Below are 24908 nucleotides of genomic sequence, written 5' to 3' on the forward strand. Positions count from 1 at the left end.
CCGCCGCTGACGTGGACGGCCTGCCCGGTGACGTGGTTCGCCGCCGGCGAGGCCAGGAATGCCACGACTGCGGCTTCCTCACCTCCAGGCCGATCCACCGTTCCCCGGCCCTGCTGGAACCAATCAGCGCTGTGCTGAAGTCGAACCAGTCGGTGTGGCTCTCAGTTCTGTCGACTAACCCCAGCGCCACCCAGATTGACCGTAGTCCTGCAATCCAGCAAGCCGGCTCCGCGATTTTCCGGGCACATCAGGACATCAACCAAAGGCGGGGCGGCTCACTTGTCACCACCCAGATCTGGGCGCCAGACGTTCCCCGGGCTGCAGAAATATCGCCTGCATCCGATCTCCGTATACTGTCGGAACATAAGGACCCGTCATAGTGTCGAGATAGACGACGCGTCCATTACGGACAACGGCGTTGTACCAGTGTCCAACAATATTTTTACTCTCGCCGTATACGATTGCCCGCGCGCCTTCGCCCATCTGCATAAGTTGGTCACTCACGCCATCACGACCAGTCATGGATACGATCCGGTCGGGCAATATTTTCAGCACATTCGGCATGTCTACCGGCCGAACATAATCCGTCAGCCTTGCAACTGCCGCCGGGTCCTGTCCCGAAATACGCATGTCGACCGCCACTGCGCAGGCGCCACAAGCCGCATCCGGGAACCCAGCGACTCCCTCTACGGTTTTCTGCGCCCACAACCACTCCTCATACTCAGGGTCATCCGAGCCAGACTCAGAATTTTGGTTCGCATACTGAGGACCTGGAAATAGTTCGCGTTGGACCATGTTGACTAGCTTATTCTTGAGTGTTCCGAAGATGGACGTTGCCGTGGTGTGTGCGTTCTTCAGTTTGTCGTATGTGGTGAGGGATTCCTCGTTCGCGGTCTGCGGGCTTTCCGGTGCGTTGGCGGCGCTGCACTCTGATCCGCAGAAGATTTTGACTGCGAGTCCGGCGGCGGCCATGGCAATTGGGTTATTAGTTTCCTGGGGGTTTGTTGTTGGTTCGTTGTAGTTGGTGTTGTCGGAGATTGCGGGGGTGGGGGTCGGGGTGGGGGTGTTGAGGTTCCAGGTGCCGAAGGAGATTGGGCTGCTGGGTCCTTCGCTGTTGGTGGTTCCTTGTGTGTAGCCGGTGCTGCCGTAGCCGGTGGTTCCGCCTCCGGTCCAGCCGACGTCGTAGCCGGTGGGGTCGGTGAGATTGGTGGGGTTGTTGTTGACGTAGCTGTAGGGGTTCCAGTTTTGGGGGTTGAGTGGGTTGGTGATGTGGGGGTCGGGGGTGGTGAAGCGTTTGGTTTCTGGGTCGTAGAGGCGGCCTTTCATGTTGATGAGGCCGTATTCGTCGTCGGTTTCGTGGCCGGTGTAGGCGTGGGTGATGCCGGTGGGTAGGGCGGGTGTTGCGGTGTTGTCGGTGTTGATGCGTTTGCCGAAGGGGTCGTAGTAGATGTGTTGGGGGTTTGTGCCGGTGCTGGTGGTGACGGTGGTGGTGGATTGCTGGGGGTCGTTGAGGGTGTATTCGAGGGTGTTGCCGGTGGTGCCGGTGTAGGTGGTTTGGGCGAGGTGTCCGGTGGGGCCGTTGATGTGGAAGACGTGGCTGGTGCCGGTGGGGGTGACGCGTTTTTCGTAGAGGTCGCCGATGTAGGTGGTGGCGGTGATGCCGGCGGGGGTGGCGGAGGTTTTCTTGAGGCGTTGTCCGTCGGCGGTGTAGGTCAGGTTCCAGGTGGTGCCGGCCTTGGTGATGGTGTCGGGGGTGAGGCTGAGGTTTTTGTAGGTGAGGGCGCGGCCGGCGCCGGAGGTTTGGCGGCCTTGGGTGTCGTAGCCGTAACTGGAGGTGAGGCCGCCGGCGACGTGTCCGGAGATCGCGTTGGGGTGTTCGGTGTGGTTGTAGCTGTTGGTTTCGGTGACGAGACCGTCGCGTTTGACTTGGCCGAGGTTGCCCGACGGGTCGTAGCCGTATTCGGTGGTCCGGGCTGGGCCGGTGGGCGGGGTCAGGGTCCAGCCGGTCAGCCGGGACAGGTTGTCGTAGGTGTAGGTCTCGTTGCGGTGACCCGCGATGTCGTCACGCTGCTTGAGCAGGCCGTTGGGCCAGTAGTGGTAGCCGGTCTCGGTGAGTTTGGCCGGGTTGGTGCCGTTGGAGTCGGTGATTTTGCTGAGCCGCCCGGTCAGTGGCTCGTAGTCGCGCACGGTGGTGATCAGGCCGCCTCTGGAACTGCCGGAGGTGAGGTTCCCGTCGGGGTTGAGGCCGAGGGTCTTCCACAGTCTCTGGCTGGTTCGGCCGGGGCTGGCGTCGGTGATCTCGGACAGATGCCCGTAGCCGGTGTAGGTGTACTTCACCGTGAACCGGTCGCTGCGGCCGGCGACTCTCGGGTAGGCGATAGTGTCGGGCCGGCCAGCCGGTGTGTAGGTGAGGTCGGTGCTGAACAGGGCTCCGGCGTCGTTGTAGTCGGTGCCGGCGGGGCGGCCGGCGGCGTCGTAGCGGTAGGTGGTGTTGATCCCGTCGCGGCTGGTGGTGTAGCCGAGCCGGCCGATGCCGTTGGCGCTGGTGTCGAACCGGAACGCGGTCTGCCCGGACAGCGTTGAGTCGGCGTAGTCGGCGACATCTGTGGTGCGGCCCTGGTCGTCGAAGGCGAAGACCTGCCGGTTGCGGGACTGCACGTGGATGCTTTCCCGGATGTCGCCGAAGCTGTTGAACCGGTACTGCATGGTGCCGGTGTTCGCGTCCGTGACCTCTTTCAGCCGCCCGAGCACGTCATAGGTCGTGGACGTGGTGTTCTTCGGGTCCACGGTGCGCAGCACGCCGCTGGGGCCCTGGACGAACGTGGTGACCACATCCGCCCCCGTCCCCGGTGCGGGCACGGTGCCGGAGGTCACGGTCCGCCCGTTCAGGTCGGTCACGGTGTAGGACTCGTTGCGTTTCTCATCGAACCCACGAGTCTCGAACACGCCCGGGTAGGTCTGCTCGGTCGTGGTGCCGTCTGGGTGTGTGGTGACCCGGGGCCGGTCCAGGCTGTCGAAGCTGGTGGTGATCCACTGCGGAGCCCCGCCGGTGCCGACAAAGTACGGGCGCCTCACGGCCGTGGCCCGGCCGAGCACGTCATACTGCGACTCGCTGGCCACCAGCGCGCCGTCCAACGACCGCGACGCCTCCTTGATCGGGCGTCCGAGGTTGTCTGAATAGGTCTTGGCCTCCTCGAGGCCACGGGTCGTGGTCATCACGGTCCCGTTCACGCCGCCATAGGCGTCGGTGCGCTGCGCGTAGGCGGTGGTGATCGCCGACTCGCCCGGCGCGGTCTGCTCCACCACCCGGCCCAGGTCGTCGTACTTGGTGGTGGACGCGAAATTCTCACCCGGATGCGTGCTCATGTACTTGGCCGCGTTGATGTCCAGCGTCACCAGCGCCACCCCGTAACCGGGATGCCACACGGTCCAGACGCTGGGCCGGTAGGCCGTCACATTGTGCGGGGACCACACCTGGGTGGGGAAGATCTTCTCATCCGGGCCGCCCGTGAGCGGCGTGTACTCGTAGTTGACCTGACGGGCAGGAGTGTTCGCGGTCTCGGCTTCCTGCCGGACCGAGGTCACCTCACCGCTCGTGCCGTAGATGGTGGACACGGTCTTCTTCAGGTCCGGATCTGTGGACGCCTTTGCCGTCCACTCCTTCGTCGGCCGGCCCAAAGCATCGAACTCGTAGTCCACCGTGCTGGTCCGGGTCAGCTCTCCGGTCGGTGCCGTATGGTCTTCCGACACCGTCGTCGTGGTTTTTCTCGGGATCGACAACTGCCACGCCGCAAGCCGAGCAGGAGCGTGGTCGAATTCGGTGACCGACCGCGACATCCCCCCGTCCTGCGACGCATCTTTACCTTCCACCACGCTCTCCGAGCGCGTCACGTTGCCGTAGTCGTCGCTCTGGCTGGCCGACTGCGTGTGCCGGAAGTGCTGGGATCCTGGGCCTGCGGCCGGCAACAGGTTGAAGATGTGGGTTCTGGGGCGAGGGTTCGCGTCGGCGTCCAGATTCGAGTCGTAGCTGGCTGCCTGCTCCCACTCGTGGACCTCGCTGCTCCACGCCGGCAGTACGGAGTTCTCCGGCCGGGTGTAGTGGGTACGGCCACCATTCAGCTTCACCGACTCAAAGTTGTTGGTTGTGATTTTGACCCGGACCGCTGGCAGTTTCGTTTGGTTGTCCTCCGGCGGATTGGGCAACACCGGCACTGCCGTGCGGACGCTCTTGGCCAACCCCGCCAGCGGATACCAGTGCCGCGCAGGCTGGTCGGGGTCAGTCTCGGGGGTGGAGTTGATGAACGTGGTCACCGTCTCCGCCGGGCGCTGCGGCTCCCACACGCGCATCTGACTGAACCCTAGGAACCCGCGCCCTTGCACATCCCTCACCGGGTTCTCGAACGAGTACTCCGTGATGTGCTTGCGGGCGGCGATGTCCGCCGTGTTAGCGGGGTCCGCCACCCCCCAGGACGCAAGCGCGCGAACCACCATCATGCCCGCGGCCCGCACTCGCACCGCGGGGAACGTGACCGGCGGCCCGTGGTAGGCGGCGTTTTTCTCGTCGGACCAGTCAGTCGAGTAGGTCACCTTCTCCCGCAGCCACTTGGCCGTGTTGGCTTCGTTCGCCGGGGTGTCGGAGACCTCCATCAGCAAGTCTGACCCCTGCCCTGCGGCCGGGCCGCCGGTCTTGCGGTTCTCAAACAGACGCAGTTCCGTCGACGCGGCCGGATCACCACCGGTGTCACCCTGGAAGGAAACGAAGTCGGGCCGGCCGTCACCGTCGAAATCACCGATCTGAGAGTAAGCCCAACTATCGTAGGCCGGCGTCGGACCGGTCACGTCCTGGCATCCGCCCTTGGCAAACAGAATCGTCGCACCCACGAAGGCGGCCGGACCGCAACTCCACGACACCGGCACACTGCTGTTCGCCTCGCCGTGAAACACCACGACATCCGAACGGCCGTCACCGTCCATGTCCGCGACCCGCAGACCGTTGTCCGGTTTGAGGTCTGCCGAGCTGATCCAATGAGGAAGGTCGGTGAACTTCACCTCCGGCCCGAAACCGTTGCCCGTGTTGTACCGGATATACAACGTGTTGACAGGACCATCATCGCCGAACCCTCGAGTCCAGGCGGCCACTAGTGCGTCTTGCAGACCGTCGCCGTTGAAGTCGCCGTACTGCACCTCGTCATCGGTGGGGTTGTTCTCACCATCGGTCATACGCATCGGATAACGGCCGCCGGTGAAGTTCTCGGTGTGGGCGCTGCCGTCGTCCTTCAAACCCCAGACCTGCCCCGTGGTCCCGCCGGCAACCGCCTTCCCCGAGATCAGATCCGCGCGGCCGTCTCCGTTGACATCGACCAGCGAATTGTCACCTGCGAGGGGCGTGTGCAGTCCGGTGTCGCTGAAGCTGCTGCCCTGGTTCAGGTGCATGTCGAGGGGTCCGTCGCGGTGCAGGATCTCGGGCCGGCCATCACCGTCGAAGTCAGCAAAGTCGTCCCGGCCCCCAAACTCGTTGGCCGGGAGATCGAAGCCGCGGCTACCGCCCTCGACGAACCTGTCCAGGTCATTGTCCCAGTGCCCCAGAAGACCGTTGCCCCTTTCGACCGGATTACCGTGAACGTCAACCTCCGAACTGCCCACGTACAACTCCGCCACACCGTCACCATCCGCATCGACCGGCCGGCTGAACGCCAAAGCAGCCCTACCCAGAGCACCCCCGACAGCGCTCACCTCCGCCAACGGGGTAATCAGCGTGGGCGTGCACCCCGGATCATCACAGGCCTTGCCGCTCATCGCGGCCCGCAAACCAAGGCCCTCACCGAAGTTGTAGAGCAGATCATCCGCGCCGTCACCGTTGTAGTCAGCCGCCTGAATCGGAGACAACCGGCCCGTCACACGCGTCCAGCCCCACCAGTCGTACTGATCCAGACGAAACGCCGGCTCCACCACCTGCGACGGGAACGACAGCGCGTTCTCGCTGTACTTGAACGTCCGCGCCAACCCACACCCACCCAACGCACCACACCGGGTCACCCTCACCAGCCGGGACCGGCCGCTGCTGCCCGTGTCGTCATAGCCCAGGCTGTACCGCCACAACTCCTGCGACACAGCCGGATTCGGCCCCGCCATCACCACCGACGTCAACAGCCGCTTCTGCTCGAGCTTCACACCCGACATCCACGAGAACGACTCATCAGCGCGCTTCTCACTGTAATTGAACTTGACCGACCGAAGCCGCTCCGCTCCAGAAAGCTTCGAATACGACACCTTGTCCAGCAGCAACTCCACACCCGGCGCTGTCCCCGGCGACGTCAAAATGTAGGAGTAATCGATCACATTCCCCGACCGATCCGACTCCTGCGTGACCGGATACGCGAACCGCACCGCGGCACCCGAAGTAAACCCCGACACATTCGCCGACCAACGAGGCGCAGCCTTTGGCTGATACTCCCGAACCCGGCCATCCTTCAACCACACCTTGAACCAGGTCGGCCCCGAGCCGTCCGAAGGGCCCGACAAAACTTTTGTGAACGACTCCGTCTCCGTGCGGTACTCCGTCCCCGACGCCCCATACACACCATCGACCGCCACCAACTTCTGCCCATCCAGACAGAACCGGTCCCCATCCCCCTCCGAGGAATCAGCGTTACGGAACGACACCCCCGTCTGCCGCCCCTCCGACGCCACCGTCTCACCACACCTACCGATCGCCGACAACCCCGACACCGACCAGCCCACACCCGCCACACCGTTACCCGCCCGGCTCGAATAATGCAGACCCAACGACGGCTGCAAACCCCCCGGCCCCGCCGGCACGTCCAACGCAACGTCATACGCCGCCTCGCCCGACGTCGATACCTTCACCTGCCCCGGCAGATACCCAGCCTCCGCGCCCTTGCCCACCGCACCAGCCGGCACAACCAAACCCACCCCCACAGGCAACGACGGCGCCACCTCAGCCGACACCCCCGCCATCGCCAACGGCACCACCATCTGCCCAACACCGCCGGCCACCACCGACAACACCACACCCAACACAAACCAACGCCGACGCAACGCAGCAGACACCAACACAGCCAATCTCCTCACAGCCAGCCGAGTGGGCAATAGCCCCCTGACCCACACCCCAACGGGCACGAGACAAACACCACACTCCGCCACCAACCCCAACCACACATCAGTACAAACCCCCACACCCACCCCCCAATGAACCACTGAAGCGTTCCCGCCTTGATTTATCTGTCGCTATGCAACATTGCCACGCTAGGGGGTGAATCCTTCTTCGTATTCGGCGGATGCCAGATATCCTAAAGACGAGTGGATTCTTCGAAGTATTGCAATAGCCGTCAATGTACTCGAACGTGATGCGTTTGAGTACATCGATATTATCGGACGGCTGCAAGTGATTACATCCCCTTCTTCAGGGTCGCCCAGAAAGATTCGGCCACTGCGTTGTCGTAAACAGATCCCAGCCCGGCCGACAGATTTACGGACGCCGCGGTCGGAGCAGGAAGGTCACGAACTCCTCGCCCGTGCCTTGACTCCCACAGTTGGAATGGAGGATGGTATTTCTAGTCGGTGTGCGCCGATACAGCGCCATTTACAAACGGCCGTGACAAGCTCGGTGCGGATACGGTCGGCAACTGCCCAGCCCACAACCTTCCTCGAATATCCGTCAATCACCGACGCGATAGGCCCACCCCGTCCCCAGGTGCGGACATAGATCGGATTTCGATGGTTTCGTGAAGGTGGCGATATACCACCTATGCCTTGGGCCGCGCCGTCAGGCCGGTACCTGTCTTTCGCCGCGCGCGAGGAAAACGCCCAGTTGCTGAAGGCTCAGCAGCTTGGCGTTTGCGAGATCCCGGAACGGATCGGCCGCAGTCCCTCGACGATCTCTCGCGAACTGCGCCGCAACGCAGCCACCCATAGCGGCGGCCTGGAAGACCGGGCATCGGTCGCCCAGTGGCATGCCGAACGTCGCGCCCGCAGGCCCAAGGTCATCAAGCCTGCCGTCAACGACCAACTCAGGGACTACGTTCAGGAACGGCTTGGCGGGACCGTTACCGACGCTGAGGGCCAGCCTATTCCAGGCCCGAACGTCCCCTGGAAAGGACGTCGGCACGGCCGAGCAAAGACCGGCAATGGGGAACCGCATGGAGCCCTGAACAGCTCAGCCACCGGCTGCAGATCGACTTCCCCGACGATGAGTCGATGCGGATCTCGCACGAGGCCATCTATCAGGGGCTCTACATCCAAGGCCTGGGTGCACTGGACAGGCAGTTGACCGCGTGCCTGAGGACCGGCCGCGCGCTGGAGTGCCACGAGCCTGCACCCAGGGACGCGGGAAGTTCGTCACCCCCGAGGTCTCGATCAGCGCTCGTCCCGCCGAAGTCACAGGCCGGGTCGTGCCCGGACACTGGGAAGGCGACCCGCGGTGCTCCCACGATCGAGGTTGCTCTCAGCCCACAACTATCCCGACACCAGAAGGGCCGCCCGACGCAGAAGCCAGCATCGTCATGCAGCTGACAGCCCACCCTCGAAGACCTCGGCATTGTCGCGGTCTCGGCATAGGTCGACGAGTTCGGCCCGCTGAACTCGTCGACGTAGACCACCCGAGCCTCTGCCGCGGATGGTCATACAGATCCAGAATGCGGGCCATCTTCGCCGTGAAGTCGGGGTCCCGGCTGCCTTTCCAGGTCTTGGTCGCCTGCCAACTGACACCCGCGGCCCGCAGGATCTGGCGAACCGACTCGGTGCTGATCTTGATCTGCTTGTGCTCGGCCAGGTACTCGACCAGCTTCGACAGGCTCCAGGTCGTAAACAGCCGGCCGAGCTTGGGTGGCAGGGTCTTAGCGACCCTGCACACGGTTTCACGAACCGGGGAGGCTGAACCGAGGCGGTCGGCCCCCGCTCCATTCTGGGTTCAGCGCCGCGAACCCGGACTCATTGAACGCGTGGAACACCTCCCGCGCGCACTGCGGCTTCATCGCGAACACGCCCGCCGCCTCCACCCCACTGCGGCCCTGAACCGACGCCAACCAGATGCACAACGCCTATCAGGCCAACTTCTGGCCGCCCGCCGACCAGCGAGTGGCAAACATGCGCGCGGCATTCGGGTCCTGCCCTGCGTCTACACACTCGGCAGGCGGGGCGGTGATGTGGTCCCTCGCATCGCAACGCTCGCAGTCGCCGGCAATAACGAGGGCGAACTATCCAACCCTCGATCGTAAACTGCCGCGCACGCAACTGAAGCTGCCTGCTCCCTTGATGCCGGGCAACGGGTTCGACGAGCGCGACCGCCGTGACGGCCTGAGCCGACCTCGTCTCAAAGGTTGCCGGCAGCGCCGCACGCATTCGAGATTGCTAACGCTCGGCTCCCGCGCCGCGGCTCCCCAGGGCCCCGGCAGAGGACCTCCGCGGCCAGAGCAGATCGCGTCAGGCATATCCCACTCCGCCCCTAGCATCTTTTCATGATCAAGCCATCATGCATACAACAACCTCATAGTTCAGGAAATTAGGAGGTATATACCTCCCTCATCAACTCGTATAGAGGTCGGTCGTTGTCTTGTAGCCATGGTCGGCTGTACTCATGCTGAGTATCTTCGTCGAGAGGCCGCATGAACCAAGCAGGCGTTGCCTCTGCGAAGTACTCGTCAACATTGAAGCTCGTGTACGAGTCGTCACCGACGAAGTCTCCGCCACGTTCGACCTGCGCCTGCCTCATCGATTCCGCAGTAGTCCTGATATTACCTGGGGTGGAATGAATGAGAACGATGTGCCCAAGTTCATGGATGAGGGTATTTCCGTCAAAACGTCCATCTCTGGTCGGCATCGAATCATCAAGGATATCTTCCTCACCGACTGCCACATTCGGCAATTCATGAACGTTGGCAATCCCGCGGACGTCATCGTATAGCCGTCCGTCGATGGTGTGTACCCCGCGCAAGTAGGTGTACCCAGGCAGATCAGTGAGCTTCAGACCGTGAGGGATGAGGTCGACTCGGAAAAGCTTGCCCGCCGCGTATTGGCGATATCCCTCTTTCACATTGCTCAGAACCCTTGCCGCGTCTCTACCGGCCGCCGTTCTTACCGCCGACGTGTGCAACCGATATTCAACCACTCGACCCTCGGAGTTTCGCCGATACTCGGCTACCCGGCCCACCATAACCGTTTCAGTGTCGACGAAAGCCCAGAATGAAGAGCCATCTTGCCGGTAAGTGCGGACATTTAGACGATAAGAAGTCGTGGCGGCCGGCGAGACCAAAATACTGCCGTCGCTAACGTTAGAAATTGTTTGAGCGGCATACGTCGTGTTGATGTAGATCTCTGTTCTAGCGCCGCAAGTAGTCGCTACGTGCCACGATAAAGTTACCGGATCCCCAAACGTCGCGTGATACTCGCCGCCTCGCACACGCGGAGTCAAATCACCGGATACGCTCAGATTGCATGGGACGGTGCTGGCGAAGGCTCGAGGTGCGATCATTGCGCTCAAGGCAAGCATGCCGACCACTGCGGCGACCGCTGCTCCAGCCCGAGCGAGAGCGCTACGTAGCCCGCACCTCTCAACTTTACGACTGTGCACCCTTTCAACGAGTCGCGGGTCATGGTGCTGTACTGCCGGTCGCACGAGCTCAGCCGGTTCTGCCTTTCCCGGTAAACCGCTGGTCTCAATAGCTAGTCGATATCTGAACATGTCGCAGCTCCATCGCTGTCTCGGGCACAGAGGGATCTCGTGCACTCCCAAGCCTTCCGGAGGGGCGACATGCGCGCCTCAGGGGTGCACCCGAAGCACACACCCAGGCGATTCGCGTTCGCATCGCAATAGTCGGGGACGATCTATACAACTATCTCTCTGGACGGTTGCCGCCGCGCGGGCACAGACTGACTCAACGCTAAGGGTGCATCTCAGGGTAGATCCCTGTGACTGTGTAGGCGCTCGGTTGGTTGGCTGGATAGGCCCGACGAAAGCTGGGCGGACCCGGAGGGACAGGCTGATGCGTACTCGATTCATCTCAGATGACGACGGCATCAGACCTTTCTGTTGGACCGGACCTATTGCTCGTCTTGTTCAGTCGGGGACGAGTTGCTCGACCAGCTGCGGCGCGAGCCTGCAGTTGCCCAGCAGGTATCGGCAACGGCCGGTCGACCGGCGCCGTCCAGGCGGCATAACGGGCCACCTGACCCGGCTCAAGCCCGGACCAATCAGCACGTCGGACCTGTTGCTGGCAACGTGGATCACGAAAGCGGACCTGTCCTCGTTCGAGACGGTGCTCGATGTCATGGTCTTGGAAAGGATCACCAAACAGGTCCGTTTCGCCTAGCCGATCGCTGCGGGCTGGCGATCGTGACCGACAGGTAGACGTCGGCGCCTGTTCTACTCCGGCACGGGTCAGAGGCGCGCCCGGCATGGTGAGAAGGAATGAGCGGCTCAGCTGAAGCGAGGACAGAGATGGGGCCTCAGTGCGCGATCACTGTGCCTGATGCGTGCAGCAACGCGCGTGCATTGTCCAGCAACGAGCTATCGCTGGACATGTGCAGTGGACCTAACCGTTGACTGGCTACTCCATATTTGGAGGCGTTCGACGTGAAGAGGTGGTTGGATCTAGGCTTCTTGTTCAGGGTTATCGCGATCCTCGAACTTGGCTATGCGCTAACCGGCTTGCTACCGCCGGAACTACTCAGCTCGGTCATTGGCTGGCAGCTCAGTGCGGACGGACACTGGGTCACCAAGCTCCTAGCCCTGGCTTTGGCCGCTCAGGCGTGGGTTGCGTGGACGTTGCGACGCCAACCACATGTCGGCGTGGCAAAGGGATTGGTTTCTACCAGATCGGCAGCGCCACTGCCGGTTGGGTGATTTGGCTAGTTCTAGCCGACGACAACATCTTCGTCGAGCCGATGGCGAAGGCGCTGGTTATCTTCGCGATCCCGACCCACTACCTGCTCGGAGTCCTACTCGTCGCCGCCATCGCCTAAGTCCCAGCTTCGCGGCACAGCCTGCGCTGATCAGATCGCGGCTGCGTGGGCCTAGTACAGCAGCCGTACTAGTGCGCCGCGAAGGGCTGGCCAACTGCGCCTAACCCTCGGGTACCCGGTAGGGGATATCCACAACGCGAGAAGGAGGATCTTGTCTTAACGTGCAGGACAGCACGTCGCGACCCACCATTGCACGTCGCGGCACAAACCTTAGGAGCGTAGTGGCCGACAAATCGATCATCGACCAGCACGGTCGAACGTATGCCCCGCTGGACAACGCCTTCGTCCAGAACCTGGATGGCTACTTCGAGGCTTTGCGGCGTGAGGCACCGGTGTGCTATTCGCCTGACAACGACCTTTGGCTGGTGTCCCGATACGAAGACATCATGACCGTACTCAAGGACCCGCTCACCTATTCCTCGGCACACTCGATCGCGCCGTTCGATGCAGTGCCCGCCCAGGTCGAGTCGATCTTGTCCGAGGGCTTGCCGCGGACCCGGATGCTGATGGGTGAAGAGCCGGAACGTCACCGACTCCTGCGCCCCGCCGTCCGAAGCGCGTTCAGCACGCGCAGGGTTGCTTCGATGGAGCGGTCCATCGCCGAACTGGCCGGCGAACTGGTCGACAGTTTCGTGGACGCGGGCGGGGCCGACATAATCAGTCAGTTCGCCTACCCACTCCCCATGACAGTCATAACTGACCTCTTGGGAGTGCCCAGGGCCGACCGTGCAAAAGTGAAGGCGGGACACGACCACACCATTGCGGCACTTTTCAGCGGGCCGATCCCGTTGGACCAACGCCTCCACGCCGCGCATGGGTCGGTGGAGTATCAGCGATACCTGCTGTCCTTGATCAATGACCGGCGAACCGCGCCGCGCGATGACTTCGTTACGGACCTCGTCAACGCTACGGACGGGAACGGCGACCGGCTCGACGATGCCGAACTCGTCTGGCTGATGTTCCTGATGATCAGCGGCGGGCACGAGACGACATCAAGCATGATCGGCACTACATTGTGGCTGCTGCTGAATGATCAAGCCCAATACCAGAAGGTCCTCGCCCAGCCGGATCAGATCGCCCCCGCGCTCGAGGAGATGCTTCGGCACACCAATCCGCTGTTGACTCTCCGCCGGACGACGACTCGGCAGGTCGAACTCGCAGGTGTCAGCATTCCCGCGCAGGCACACCTCGGCCTGTTACACGGTTCAGGCAACCTTGACGAACGGATCTACTCCGAGCCGAGCCGATTCGACATCAGCCGTACGACCGTCGGTCGACCCCATCTGAGTTTCGGACACGGCATTCATTTCTGCGTCGGCGCCCACCTCGCCCGACTCGAAGGCAAGGTGGCACTCGAAGTACTACTGAATCGCCTGCCACGCCTTCGGCTTGGTTCAAACTCGAAACCCACCTTCCAACCGCACCCGTTGTTCCACTCATTGACCCGGCTCGAGGTGGCGTGGGACGCCGAGCGCGCGAGGTGAGCGCCGCCCTGTCATCCGACCCCGCGCGCCGCGGGGCCGCTGCGTGATCGGCGTGTTCGGACAGCACTCCCGGATGTACCTGCTGATCCTTATGCTTCTGACCTCTGCGGTCTTCGCCCTACCGATCTTCTTCGCACCGCTACGGTGGGCGCGGGTGCTCCAATGGCGCATACCGGAGGATGTAGGACTGGTCATATATTTCGGCCGCTGTACAGGTGCGCTGGTCCTCATCTTCGAAGCACTGATGTTCCGCGCATGGCTGACCGGGTCGGGTCTGACCTTCACCTTTGAAGTGCTCGTCGCGCTCGCAACCATGATGGTCATCGTCCACACCTGGGGTGCGATACGGCGAATCCAGCCATGGACTGAGACGGCCGAAATCGCCCTGTACGCAGGACTTGGAGTGCTGACTCTGCTGTTCTACCCGAACTGATCCTGAGATCCGGCCTGGTGCCAATGCCGCCAGGACCCGCCTCCCTCCCGACTGCATGAACCGAACCCACCTGTGCCGATCTTGTGCAGGTTACCCAATGAGAGTCTTTGGAGGACCCTGTGGGTGTGAAGCTTCCGCCGTCGGCGATCACGCAGAGTGGAGCGTGCTGGCCGGTTCGAGGGACTGACGGCGCGCGGTTTGGGCACAGACAGAGCCGCTGCTGGAAATCTGATGGTGATCGCACATGCGCAAAGTGATTCAACGGAGTTTGGGTGGTCCTGAGGCCCTTGAGGTCGTCGAGGTCGATGTCCCCGAGCCTGGGATGGCCGAGGTTCTCGTCGAAGTCAAGGCGGCGGGCGTCAATCCCGTCGACTGGAAGGTCCGCAGGGGCGGTCTGGGGTACCTTCCTTTCTCGGTCGGTTGGGACGTGTCTGGGGTCGTGAGAGGGATCGGCCCGGGAGTGACCAGGTTCCAGGTCGGGGACGAGGTTTTCGGCATGCCCCGGTTCCCGCTCGAGGCGGCGGCCTATGCGGAATTCGTGACCGGGCCGTCACGCCAGTTCGCTCTCAAGCCCTCCGGGATGAGCCATGTGCAGGCGGCGGGTCTCTCCCTGGCAGGTCTTACTGCGTGGCAGGCCTTGGTGAGCACGGCCGGGCTGGAGGCCGGGCAGCGCGTTCTGATTCCGGCGGGGGGCGGCGGTGTCGGCCATCTGGCGGTCCAGATCGCGAAGAGCCGCGGGGCGTATGTCATCGCGACGGCGAGCACGGCGAAGCATGACTTCGTCCGTGGCCTGGGAGCTGACGAGGTGATCGACTACAGGAGCGTGGACGTCGGCTCCCATGTGGCTGGTGTCGATGTCCTCCTGGCCACCGTCGCCGGCCAGCTCCGGGAACTGGAGGGAACGCTGACGCCTGGCGGCTGGGTCATTGCCCTGAACGGCGCGGACGCCGAAGCGGTGCAGCAGCTGTCGAACCGGGGTTTGCACGCCGTCTTCATGCTGGTTGAGCCCGACCGCGCCGACTTGGAGGCCCTCGCCGCCTTGGTCCGATCAGGCGCACTCACCGTGCACATCGACCAGATCTTCCCGCTGGAGCAGGTCGCCGAAGCACATCGGTTCGGCGAGCAGGGACGGTCCACCGGAAAGATCATCCTGTCCCCGTGAGCCAACCGCACCCACAAGGTCAGTGGGCTCAGTCGGTCCCCAACACACCGGTATCGGCGACATCGAGGACGTCGACCTCACGGTCCTAGCAGGACCGTCGAACCGAGGACATCGATAAGGTTGGGGAGTGCTTTGGGGTGCGCCCTGACGCGGTCGAGCACGGCCGGCGCGATCATTTCAGAAGGCTTTAGGCAACTATCTGATGTGTCGACTGCTTTGGAGGAAGCACGATGCATAGGGTCTGCCTGACCATCGCGATCGCGCTCGGACCGCTGGCCAGCCTGGCTTCACAGGCCATCGCCAACCCCATGATCACCGATCGCGCACCTTCACCCCAAGCGCAAGGAATGGCTCCGATCAATGAAGTCGATCTACCGCAGTACTGAGGGGCGAGAGATCGTGCGGGGATGGTGCGTTGATCGGCTTAGCGCGTGGTCAATGCCGCACGAGTGTGTTGTCTCGTATGCCCACGGCGCGCAGACGCATCTGGTAGTCGCAGGCTCGGGTACTACCACCGTCGTCTTCGTCCCAGGCACAAACTTCAACGCGGCCGTCTCCCTTCCTCTGGGCGCAGCTCTGTCGCGGCGATACCGGGTGATCATTCCCGACGTGCCCGGTCAGCCCGGGCTCAGTTCGGACGAGCGTGATCGGTCAAGTCGCGGCTTGGCCTGGTACGGCGCCTGGTTGGACGACGTGGTAGAACTTGCGGCGGACGGCGGCGGTCCGGTGGTCGTCATGGGCCACTCCTTTGGTGGCGCGATCGCTCTTTCGGCGCGATCGCCCGCCATCAGCGGTCGAGTGCTCGTTTCGAGCGGCGGTCTCTGCCCGCTGCAGGTGACGCCGGCGATCCTGATCGCGTCCTTGGCCTGGATCTGCCGGCCAGGTTCAAGGAGCAGCGCTCGTCTCATTAGGGCGATGTCCGCTCCCGGCCGGGAGCCACGGGGTGACCTCGTGGAATGGATGACTCTAGTCGCGAGACACAGTCGCTCCAGCGGCGCCCCAGGTCAAGCAACGATCGTTGCCAACACCATTCCGACGGTGCTCACGACTGGTACGCGCGATGTCTTCGTGCCACCAGGCAGGCTCGCCCCGGCGGCGCATCGCAAGTTGGGCCTCGAAGTGGACGCAGTCACCGACGGCGGCCATCTGTTGGTCGAAGAGTGCCCGGAGCACCTAACCGCGTTGGTCGACCACTTAATCGTTCGTCATGGACTCTAGGCTTGCCTAGCGTCGCTGCCCATCGTGATCCTCCGAGGCGACCACCGAACTCTTAGGTCCAAGTAACTCCCTCCGTCTGCCGGTGTTAGGCAGGAGCCTCTTGGATCTCCAGGTGCTCGTTAAGCTGCCGTCGCTGGGTGATGCCGAGCTTGCGATAGACAGCCGACAGATGGACCTCAACGGTCTTGATCGTCACGAACAGTTCCTGGGCAATCTGACGGTTCGTGAGGTCTCGGACCGCTAGATCGGCCACCCGGCGTTCGCTCGTCGTCAGGGAACCAGCTCCGCTGGTCATCATCCGCCGCGGCCGGGCTCCCGAAGCCCGTAGCTCGGTTCGCGCGAACTCGACTACCGGCGCTGCGCCACAGCGGTATGCCAGCTCCAACCCTGTAGCCAAAGGTGTCCTCGCCTCCACCCTCGCGTTTCCTCGCCGTAGGGCAGCCCCAAGATCCACCAAGGCTTTAGCGTGCTCGAGCCTCGCCGTAGACCCGGTCAGGACATCAACCGCTTCATGCAATAGGTCAAGCCCGGCCTCCCCACGCGCGATCCGGCCCGCCACCCGTATCGCCCGGCCAAGGGCGAACGGCGCGCCCCAGCGCCGGGCAAGCTCGATCTCCGCGAACGCCAGACGCGTCGCCTCGGCCGTTCGGCCAAGTGCGTACAGGGACAGCGCCGCCTGTGAGCGCCAGGCGACGACTGCGGGGTTGTCCCCGTTCGCATGCTCGGCGAATCGCGCACCCGAGGCGAGCGCCGACTGCAAGGCCGCCTCGTGCTGTCCTTGCGCGGCAGCCACGCGCGCACTCGACAGCAACGGATAGAAGTACAGGCCAACAGTTGGCAGCGGATCATGAATGTTCAACTGCGACAGAAGGGCCCGCGCATCATCGATCTTGCCGGCTTCAACCAGGGTGTCGGCGAGCATGGCGTTGATGACGGGGAGAGCCAGGGAGAACCCGGTCAGTGCAGCGAGGCGTTGTGATTCGCGGATGTCAGTCTCCGCCTCAGCTAGCTCACCCTGTTGTAGCCAACCAAGACCGCGGTAGGCGTGGGCAGTGGTGAGCGTTGACAACACACCGCCGCGCCTGGCCTGTGCGATTGCTGCGGTGAATCCGGACATCCCCTCCGCTGCCCCCGCCATGATCAGCGCCAAGAACGGCGATGCGGCGAGCATGACACCCTGGCCCGCCGCACTACGGATGGCTGGATCGACAGAGAGTCTCCTGGTCCGGTCAATGGATTGCGGATCGCCGACGTAAGCGTCGTGGCCACCGACTATCCCGTCGAGGAGCTTGCCTCCCAGGCTGTCAAGCGGTGGAAGCACTCGGGCGTCGTCGACCTTGGTCACGGTCGCAGCAACGCCCGTCGCCACCAAGGACGCGTTTATGAGGACTGCGCGCAGCGTGCGGCAGAGATCCTGTTCAGAGGCCGGAAGATCCGCGATCGCGTCGGTCAGCAAACCAATAGCTTCGTCGAGGTGGTCGGTGTAGAGGTAAACCAACCCGAGAACATGCGCAACCTGCGCCCGCGCGACTGGGTCGGTCTGTTCGCGCACCACCGCCGCGAGGTGCTCGGCAGCCAGCGGAAGGTCCACCCTCGCCGCGGCCAGTCCCGCCTCTGTCAGCAGGTCGACCCGGAGATCGGCCGCAGGCGGCTCGGCCAATGCTCGCCGTAGATACGTGACGGACGCCTCTGGTGCACCTCTTGCCAGTGCGGCCGCAGCCGCTTGCCGCAACGCCGTCACCGTTGCAGCATTTGCGTCAGGCGGCAGCCGCAACAGGTGCGCGGCGATCTTTTCCGGTGCGGCGCCGGCCTCTGTCAGACTGCGCACGGCCGCAGCGTGGTAGGCCGCCCGCCTACTAGGCTTCATCTGCTCGTACACAGCGGTTTGAAGCAGTGGGTGAACGTACTCGTACAGCGTGCCGTATGGGAGCTGCTCGTCATGCCTGATAAGGCGTGCCGACTCAAGTTCGTCGATACCGCTGATCGCTTGGTTGGTGCTGATATCCGCCAGGCGCGCAGCCGTCGCAAGGTCCGCAGCTGGGCCCAGTATCGCGAACGCCTCCGCTAGGCGAACCGGCTCCGGGCGCATTCGACTCAGCTGCAGTGAGGTGCGCCTGCTCAAACTCAGTGCTCCGCCCCGCAGGATTTCTTGCCTGTTCTCCACGATGGGCAGCAGTCCATCCGCTCGCGCCGACCTGGCGAGTTCTGCGAGCAAGAACGGATTACCGCCAGTCGCCTCGTGGCAGGCGACCACGATCGCCTCGTCGGGCTCACGGCCAAAGGTCTCGGCGAGCAGCGCGGCCGCTGCCACCCGGCTCAGCGGACCAGGCCGCAAGATGGTGGTGGCGGCATCGACCGTGATCAGATCAAGCAGGTTCGTCGCAGCGCCCGGTTCGTCCGGGCGCATCCCAAGCAGCAGAAGCACTCGCAGATCTTCCAACCGCGGCAACAAGTAGGCGATGAAGCGCAGCGACGGCTCGTCAGCCCAGTGGAGGTCATCCAGCAAGAACAGCAGCGGTGTTGTTCGCGACAAGTCCGATGTCAGCCAGAACATGCCGTGTAGCGCGGAGAACTCGCCGGGGATACTCCCGTCGGGCCTGGACCGGAATGCGTCAAGGGCTCCCCTGGCCACATCGGACAGTCGATCGTCGGGGCCTTCACCGGCGACTAGCAACGGCTCGAACAGCTGACGCACCATTCCGAACGGATACTCACGCTCTAGCGGTGAGCCCCGGCTGGCGAGCACCCGCACGCCTCTCTCCGCTGCCGACCGCCGGGTCCGCTCTATCAACTGGGTCTTGCCGATGCCTGCATCGCCAGAGACCACCACCACGGCGCTTCCCCCCGCGCGCACCTCATCAACCGCCGCTTCAAGAACGCTCAGCTCAGCGTCCCGCTCGTATACGGTGGGGTCGTCCATGCTGCGAGTCTCGTCCCACGCGACGACATCCGGCAAGGGGACGCACCGGAAGCACTCCTAGGTTCTCTGGTAAGCGCGAAGTCCCCCAGCAAACGCTGATGGCCATGCGCCTTCCAATCTACGCTCGGCTGAGACGCTCATCCCGATCGATCGACAAGCGATCGAGCTCGCGCGCCTGCAGGGCTGGGACAGTTCGGGGCGGATCCGCTCCGAACTGATTCCCGATAGCCCAAGCCATCTCCGCTGGTAGCAACGGTCACGACAGGACACCGCAGCGGACGTGCGCCCTCCGCCGGCGCCCTCAGCAGGTCGGCACATCGGCTGGATTTCGGCGATCATGTCGCCCACAGAGACCTAGCTGATCCTCGACATACAGGTCATGTCCGTCTTCTTGGTGTACTTCAATGTCACTGGGTCATATCTGACCAAAGCCCGCATATTCACGCAGTAATACATACCTTGCCCTTGCACCACCGCGTAGTTATAGAAGGCAATGTCTCGCTCGTCGGCTGTTGTGTCGTCGATGCCGAGTTCCCATCCGAAAGGGCCCTCTTCCTGAATCACACTTTCCGTGATCCACACCACCGGCAAGGGATAGGGTTGGCTAATAGCTTTTCGATTGCTGTTCGGGAAACTACGAAGGAACCCTTCCACTTCAGCGGACTCAGTGAATCTGACCTCGAAGTCTGGCCATCGAAGCCCCTGCTCGATACGTGCTTGCCGGAAGGCCATCATCATGGCGCCGGCCTGAGCAGCCAGCGTTGTGGATAAACCCCGGGATCCGGAGCCTTGTTCAGCATAGAGTTTCGTGCCAGGTCTCCTGTATCCGATCGTCCAGTCGCCTAGGTCAGGAGCTTCCGTTTCCACCTGGACGCTCAAATGGTCCTCGATCGTCGAAACCTTGTGCGCGTAAATTGTTCGGCCGATCCCCTCTCTTGCAATCACCATCCCATTGATGGCTACGGTATTTCCCCATCGTTCTGAATAGAGCGGAGCGCCGGAATCTCCAGGAACTATAAGCACGCCAGGACTCGTTGCGACGATGAGGTCGCGAATCCATTCGTCGCTATCGTGAATTTCTGCATTCAGGCTTGTAACTTCTGCGCCACATCGCGCTCCGGTGATTGCTCCACTGACACAGACCCGATCTGTACGTATGGGGTCCTCAGCAGCAACGACCGTACTCTGATTAACAGCAACCCCGTCGACGATGCGCGGATCCGTGTAAATCCTCGGAGTGTGCACACCACCTCCCTCGATGGCAATCATGTCAAATTCAGCGTCTGCCCACTCCCCCGTTGCAACACCGAAGCGCTCGGGGCCAGAGGTCAGTTCATCGCCGTTGTTGGCGCAGTGGCCTGCAGTTACCGAACCCCAGTTTCCACCGGGGAAGACTACCGTGAAACCAGAAGTGCAATTGGCGCCTGATGGACCCCTAACTTTGGCTCCCCCGAAGTGCGCCTCCGCATCGGCCAGTCGGCCACCCTGAGTCCGGGCCACCAACTCATAGGATACGTCCACACGGTCACCCAAGGCTCTAATCAGCGCTTGCCCGATCTCCATGTCTTCAGGCGCGAAACTGACCCGATACTTGTTTCCACTGGGATCCAAATAGACAGAAAAGGTCGCGTTACGCGCATTCGGATGCCATTCAAGACCGTGAATTACACTATCAGCCTCCTGCAGCAGTGCGCTTTCGGCCATCAACTCAACCCCGGTTCGAGTCGAATAGGCCTGCCCAGCCTGCGCTACACTTCCCGAGGCCACAAAAATAGCGGCAGCCACGGCAACAGCCTTAACCTTGTTAACCACTCTTACCTCCTAGCAGCATTTTATTTGAGCGTCGACCATTCCATGGTCTGTCACCGCCAGCGCTTCGACAGTGGGGGACACCCCCCAAGTACGACACCTCAGGTTTGCGCTCCGCCGAGGCCGTGGCCGGACGCCTCCTGCGAGCATCAGGCTGGCTCGTTCTTAGAAAGCCACAAGCGACGGATGCGGTCGCTTCGCCAAGCTCGGCGTTGCGGATCCGGGCGACATCAGCCCGGAGCTTCCTCGTGCTGTTGAGTCGGGTGCGTGGTGTTGGAGTCGCGGGCTGGGCGTGATTCTGTGGCTGACCTCGTGGCCCGACTGGGATCCGCCACAACGGTGGCATCGCGCAACACGAACTCCGGCTGTAGTTCTACCTGTGGCGCGTTCAAGCCCCAGGCGTTTTGGTCGGTCCTCGGACCGACCGTGGCCAGGGGTTAGGCCCGATGCCGCTGCGAAGCGTGTGTTATCGATAATCCGCGCGCCTGCGGCGACCAATCCTGGGCGATACTTGTTGGCGTGGTGAACGCAGAACCGAAGCGCGCCACTAGGTAGCACCGCGGAGATGTGGCACGGGCCGAACATCGGTCACATCTGTTCTCCTCGATGTTCGCTTCCTCACGCGGTCTGACATCGATTCCGTTCTCTTCGCTCGTCGTCATGAATGCCTCCTCGAACTGCTACATCGAATGAGCTGCTTCGACGATGCGCGCGCTCGGGCTCCGACGGGGTGACGACCCCAAGAAAGAGTCGTTGACCCGAAGAGGAAGGGCCGGCACGGTACCGGCGCTGTCAATGCCTGCATCATCGTGAAGACCAGGTGACATTGGTTCTGCAGCAGGGCGAGCGAGTCCTCGGCCCGGCAGATTCCTTTGTACAGAACCGCACAACGCGCGAGTGATGTCCGACGTCGAACGAACCGTGCCTGGGATCGACAACAAAGCCAGGAGCGCTAAGCGGGCTTACTCTGAGCAGCCAGGTGTCGGTGGAGTTGTCCTCGCTGCGCGATACCCAGTTTGCGGTAAGCGGCGGATAGATGGACCTCGACTGTTTTGATCGTGACGAACAACTCCTGGGCGATCTGCCTGTTCGTCAGGTCGCTAGCGGCCAAGTCGGCTACCCGGCGCTCGCTCGTCGTCAGCGAGTCCGGCCCCGACGTCGTCATCCGTCGTGGACGGGCTCCAGCCGCCCGCAATTCCGCTCGTGCCAGCTCAACGAGGGGCGCGGCACCGCACCGGAAGGCAAGGTCCAAGCCAGCCGCGAGCGGAGCGCGAGCCTCGACCCTGGCGTTCGACCTACGCACTGCGGCCCCCAGGTCGACCAGCGCCTTGGCATGCTCCAAATGGGCTGTCGAGGCTTCCAGCACCTCGACCGCCCGGCGGAGCAGGTCGACGCCAGGCTTTCCCCAGGTGATACGCCCGGCTACGCGCAGCGCCCGCCCGATAGCGAAGGGCGCACCCCAGCGGCGAGCCAACTCAATCTCTTCGGTCACGTACTCAGCCGCCTCATCGAGCCTGCCCAGCGCGTATAGGCAGGACGCCGCCTGCGATCGCCAGGGGATGACAGCGGGATTCTGGCCATTGGCATGTCCGGCGAGGCGCGCGCCCGCGGCCAACGCAGCCTCCAGCGCCTCCTTGTGGCGGCCCTGGGCAGCCAGCACCAGCGCCTTCGACTGCAACGGATAGAAGTACAGGCCCGTAATGGGCAGCAGGGTCGGCAAGTCCACATCGGACACGACGGCGGCCGCTTCGTCTACCTTGCCCTGTTCCGCCAGGGCCTCGGCGAGCAACCCGCGCAGGATCGGCAGCGCAAGAACGAACCCGGTCAACACCGCAAGCCGTTCCGCTTCCCGCAGATCCGACTCAGCCTCGGCCAGGTCACCGCGCTGTATCCAGCCCAAGCCTCGATAGGTTAGAGACGTCACCAATGTGGACGTGGCACCACTGCGTCTGGCTTCGGTGATGATCGCGGTGAAACCAGCCACGCCCGCGTCGTCTCCCGCCACCACCAATGCCCAGAACGGCAGTGCTGCCAGGATGATTCCCTGGCCCGCAGCGACTCGAAGGGCTGGATCGGCAGCGACCGTTCGGTTTCGTTCGGTCCATTGTGGGTCGCCGGTATACGCGCCGAATGCCTCGATCATCGCATCGAGCAATCGCCCACCCAACGTGTCAAGTGGATGCAGGCCACGGAGGTCGTCAATGTCGGACACCCCTGCGGAAACGTCTACGGCCACTAGGGCGGCGTTGAGGAGAGCGGCGTGCAACGTCCGATTCAGGTCGTCCTCTTCCGGCGGGAGGCTCGCGATGGCCCTGGTGAGCACGGCCACCGCGTCGTCGACCCGATAGACGTACATCAGGACCATGCCGAGGATGTGTGCGATCTGGGCACGGGCGACCGGATCCGTTTGCAACTCCATAGCAGCGGAGAGATAGTCGGCCGCCAGCGGAAGATCGATCCGCGCCGCCGCCATACCGGCATCAGTCAGGATATCGACCAGGACACCCTCGGGCGGCGGCTCGGCGAGCGCGCGACGCAGGTAGGTCACCGCCGCTTCCGGAGCACCCCTGGTGAGGGCCGCGTCGGCCGCGTGTCTGAGAGCGGCCACCGTCGTCGCGTCGGCTTCCGGAGGCAGCCTGAGCAAGTGCGCGGCCACCTGCTCAGGTGGCGCGCCGCGCTCGACGAGCCCACGGGCCGCAGCCGTGTGGTAACGAGCCCGCTGCCCGGGTTTGATCTGGCCGTAGACGGCGGCCTCAAGCAGCGGATGGACGTATCCGTACGCGTCGCCGTACGGGACCTGGTCGTCGTGCCTAATTAGGTGCGCCGACTCGAGCTGGTCAATGCTGCTGGCTGCCTGCTCCGTGGTGAGCCCAGACAGCCGCGTGGCAGTGACCAGGTTCGCTCCGGGGCCGAGCACTGCCAAGGCCTCGGCGAGGCGGATAGGTTCGGGCGCCATTCGCCCCAGTTGCAGTGATGTCCGGCGGCTGAGGCTTTGTGCCCCGACCCGGAGAATCGCCTCGGCGTTGTCGTCCGTGGGCACGACGCCGTCGGCGCGGGCCGCACGACCGAGCTCCGCCAGCAAAAACGGATTCCCGCCCGTCGCCTCGTGGCAGACCGCTGAGATCGTCCCTTCGGGATATCGGCCGAAGACTTCAGCCAGAAGATCCGCCGAGGCATCTGGACTCAGCGGCGCTGGCCGCAACACGACACTCGCGGAGTCGACGGTGATCAGATCGAGCAGGCTGGTCGCCGCTCCTGGCTCGTCCGGACGCATCCCGAGCAGCAGCAACAACTGCAGGTCTTCCAGTCGTGGCAGAAGGTAGGCCACGAAGCGTAGGGAGGGCTCATCCGCCCAATGCAAGTCGTCCATCGCGAGCACGAGAGGACCGTTTCGGCATAAATCAGACGTCAGCCAGAACAACCCGTGCAAAGCGGCAAACTCACCCACGGCGTCGTCCGCCTGCCCACTCGGCAGCAGCACACCCTTCGCGGCCGCCGCCGCATCGGACATCCAGTCGTCGCTGTGTACCCCCTCGGCCTCGGCCAACAGTGGCTCGAAGAGCTGACGAACTAGTCCGTACGAGTACTCACGTTCCAACGGCGAGCCGCGCCCGAACAACACTCGCAGGCCATGGCCCCGGGCGGCCTCGCGGGTACGATCCAGCAGCTGCGTCTTACCGATCCCGGCCGCGCCCGAGATCACGACAACCGCGCTGCTCCCCGAGCCGACCTTGGCCACCGCCTCGTCCAAGACGCTGAATTCGGCATCACGCTCGAAAATCACCGCGCTACTCATTTCATGAGTCTCGTCCCCCACACTGGCCGTGGCAAGGACCTTGGCCCATCCCAGAGAAGGCCTTCGCCGCTCGGTGCAGGCTCGAGGCGATCAGCCCAATCAAAGGG

Annotated in this window: 11 protein-coding genes and 1 pseudogene; 7 read left to right on the plus strand and 5 right to left on the minus strand. The window is 63.2% G+C overall.

Going from position 1 to position 24908, the window contains the following annotated elements; genetic code table 11:
• Positions 1-282: 282 nt before the first annotated feature.
• Positions 283-7077 (minus strand): RHS repeat-associated core domain-containing protein, encoded by a 6795-nt coding sequence (locus G3I17_RS35270; RefSeq protein ID WP_164602945.1) that lies wholly within the window; start codon positions 7075-7077, stop codon positions 283-285.
• A 658-nt stretch (positions 7078-7735) separates the two neighbouring features.
• Between G3I17_RS35270 and G3I17_RS35275 the strand changes: the two are divergent.
• Positions 7736-8435, plus strand: a pseudogene (locus G3I17_RS35275) (helix-turn-helix domain-containing protein); the annotation flags it as partial.
• A 1085-nt stretch (positions 8436-9520) separates the two neighbouring features.
• Here the strand turns inward: G3I17_RS35275 and G3I17_RS35285 are convergent.
• Positions 9521-10516, minus strand: a complete 996-nt coding sequence (locus tag G3I17_RS35285) for a hypothetical protein (protein ID WP_164602949.1) — start codon at positions 10514-10516, stop codon at positions 9521-9523.
• 1340 nt (positions 10517-11856) lie between these two features.
• Between G3I17_RS35285 and G3I17_RS41865 the strand changes: the two genes are divergently transcribed.
• From G3I17_RS41865 to G3I17_RS35310, 6 genes are all read left to right on the plus strand, one after another.
• Positions 11857-11979, plus strand: a complete 123-nt coding sequence (locus G3I17_RS41865) for a hypothetical protein (RefSeq protein WP_275402633.1) — start codon at positions 11857-11859, stop codon at positions 11977-11979.
• Positions 11980-12200: 221 nt separating this feature from the next.
• A complete protein-coding gene (locus G3I17_RS42375) occupies positions 12201-13463 on the plus strand; it encodes a cytochrome P450 (protein ID WP_164602952.1) in 1263 nt (420 codons plus the stop codon).
• A gap of 73 nt (positions 13464-13536) precedes the next feature.
• Entirely contained in the window at positions 13537-13896 is a 360-nt protein-coding gene (locus G3I17_RS35295) for a hypothetical protein (protein ID WP_203591209.1), read from the plus strand.
• A gap of 244 nt (positions 13897-14140) precedes the next feature.
• Positions 14141-15058, plus strand: coding sequence for an NADP-dependent oxidoreductase (locus G3I17_RS35300; protein WP_164602956.1), 918 nt, complete (start codon positions 14141-14143; stop codon positions 15056-15058).
• A gap of 230 nt (positions 15059-15288) precedes the next feature.
• Positions 15289-15444 (plus strand): hypothetical protein, encoded by a 156-nt coding sequence (locus G3I17_RS35305; RefSeq protein ID WP_164602958.1) that lies wholly within the window; start codon positions 15289-15291, stop codon positions 15442-15444.
• A gap of 52 nt (positions 15445-15496) precedes the next feature.
• Positions 15497-16276: an alpha/beta hydrolase gene (locus G3I17_RS35310; protein ID WP_239063253.1), complete on the plus strand. Its 780-nt coding sequence runs from the start codon at positions 15497-15499 to the stop codon at positions 16274-16276.
• Positions 16277-16361: 85 nt separating this feature from the next.
• Here G3I17_RS35310 and G3I17_RS35315 read toward each other — a convergent pair whose 3' ends face one another.
• The 3 genes from G3I17_RS35315 to G3I17_RS35325 all read right to left on the minus strand — a co-directional run bounded on the left by G3I17_RS35315 (position 16362) and on the right by G3I17_RS35325 (position 24801).
• Complete coding sequence (locus G3I17_RS35315; RefSeq protein WP_164602962.1) at positions 16362-19196, minus strand: LuxR family transcriptional regulator; 2835 nt, start codon at positions 19194-19196, stop codon at positions 16362-16364.
• Positions 19197-19550: 354 nt separating this feature from the next.
• A complete protein-coding gene (locus tag G3I17_RS35320) occupies positions 19551-21008 on the minus strand; it encodes a S1 family peptidase (RefSeq protein ID WP_164602964.1) in 1458 nt (485 codons plus the stop codon).
• Positions 21009-21957: 949 nt separating this feature from the next.
• Entirely contained in the window at positions 21958-24801 is a 2844-nt protein-coding gene (locus tag G3I17_RS35325) for an AAA family ATPase (protein ID WP_164602967.1), read from the minus strand.
• Positions 24802-24908: the final 107 nt, after the last annotated feature.

This window comes from Streptomyces sp. SID13031, from assembly GCF_010548305.1.
GTDB lineage: Bacteria > Actinomycetota > Actinomycetes > Propionibacteriales > Kribbellaceae > Kribbella.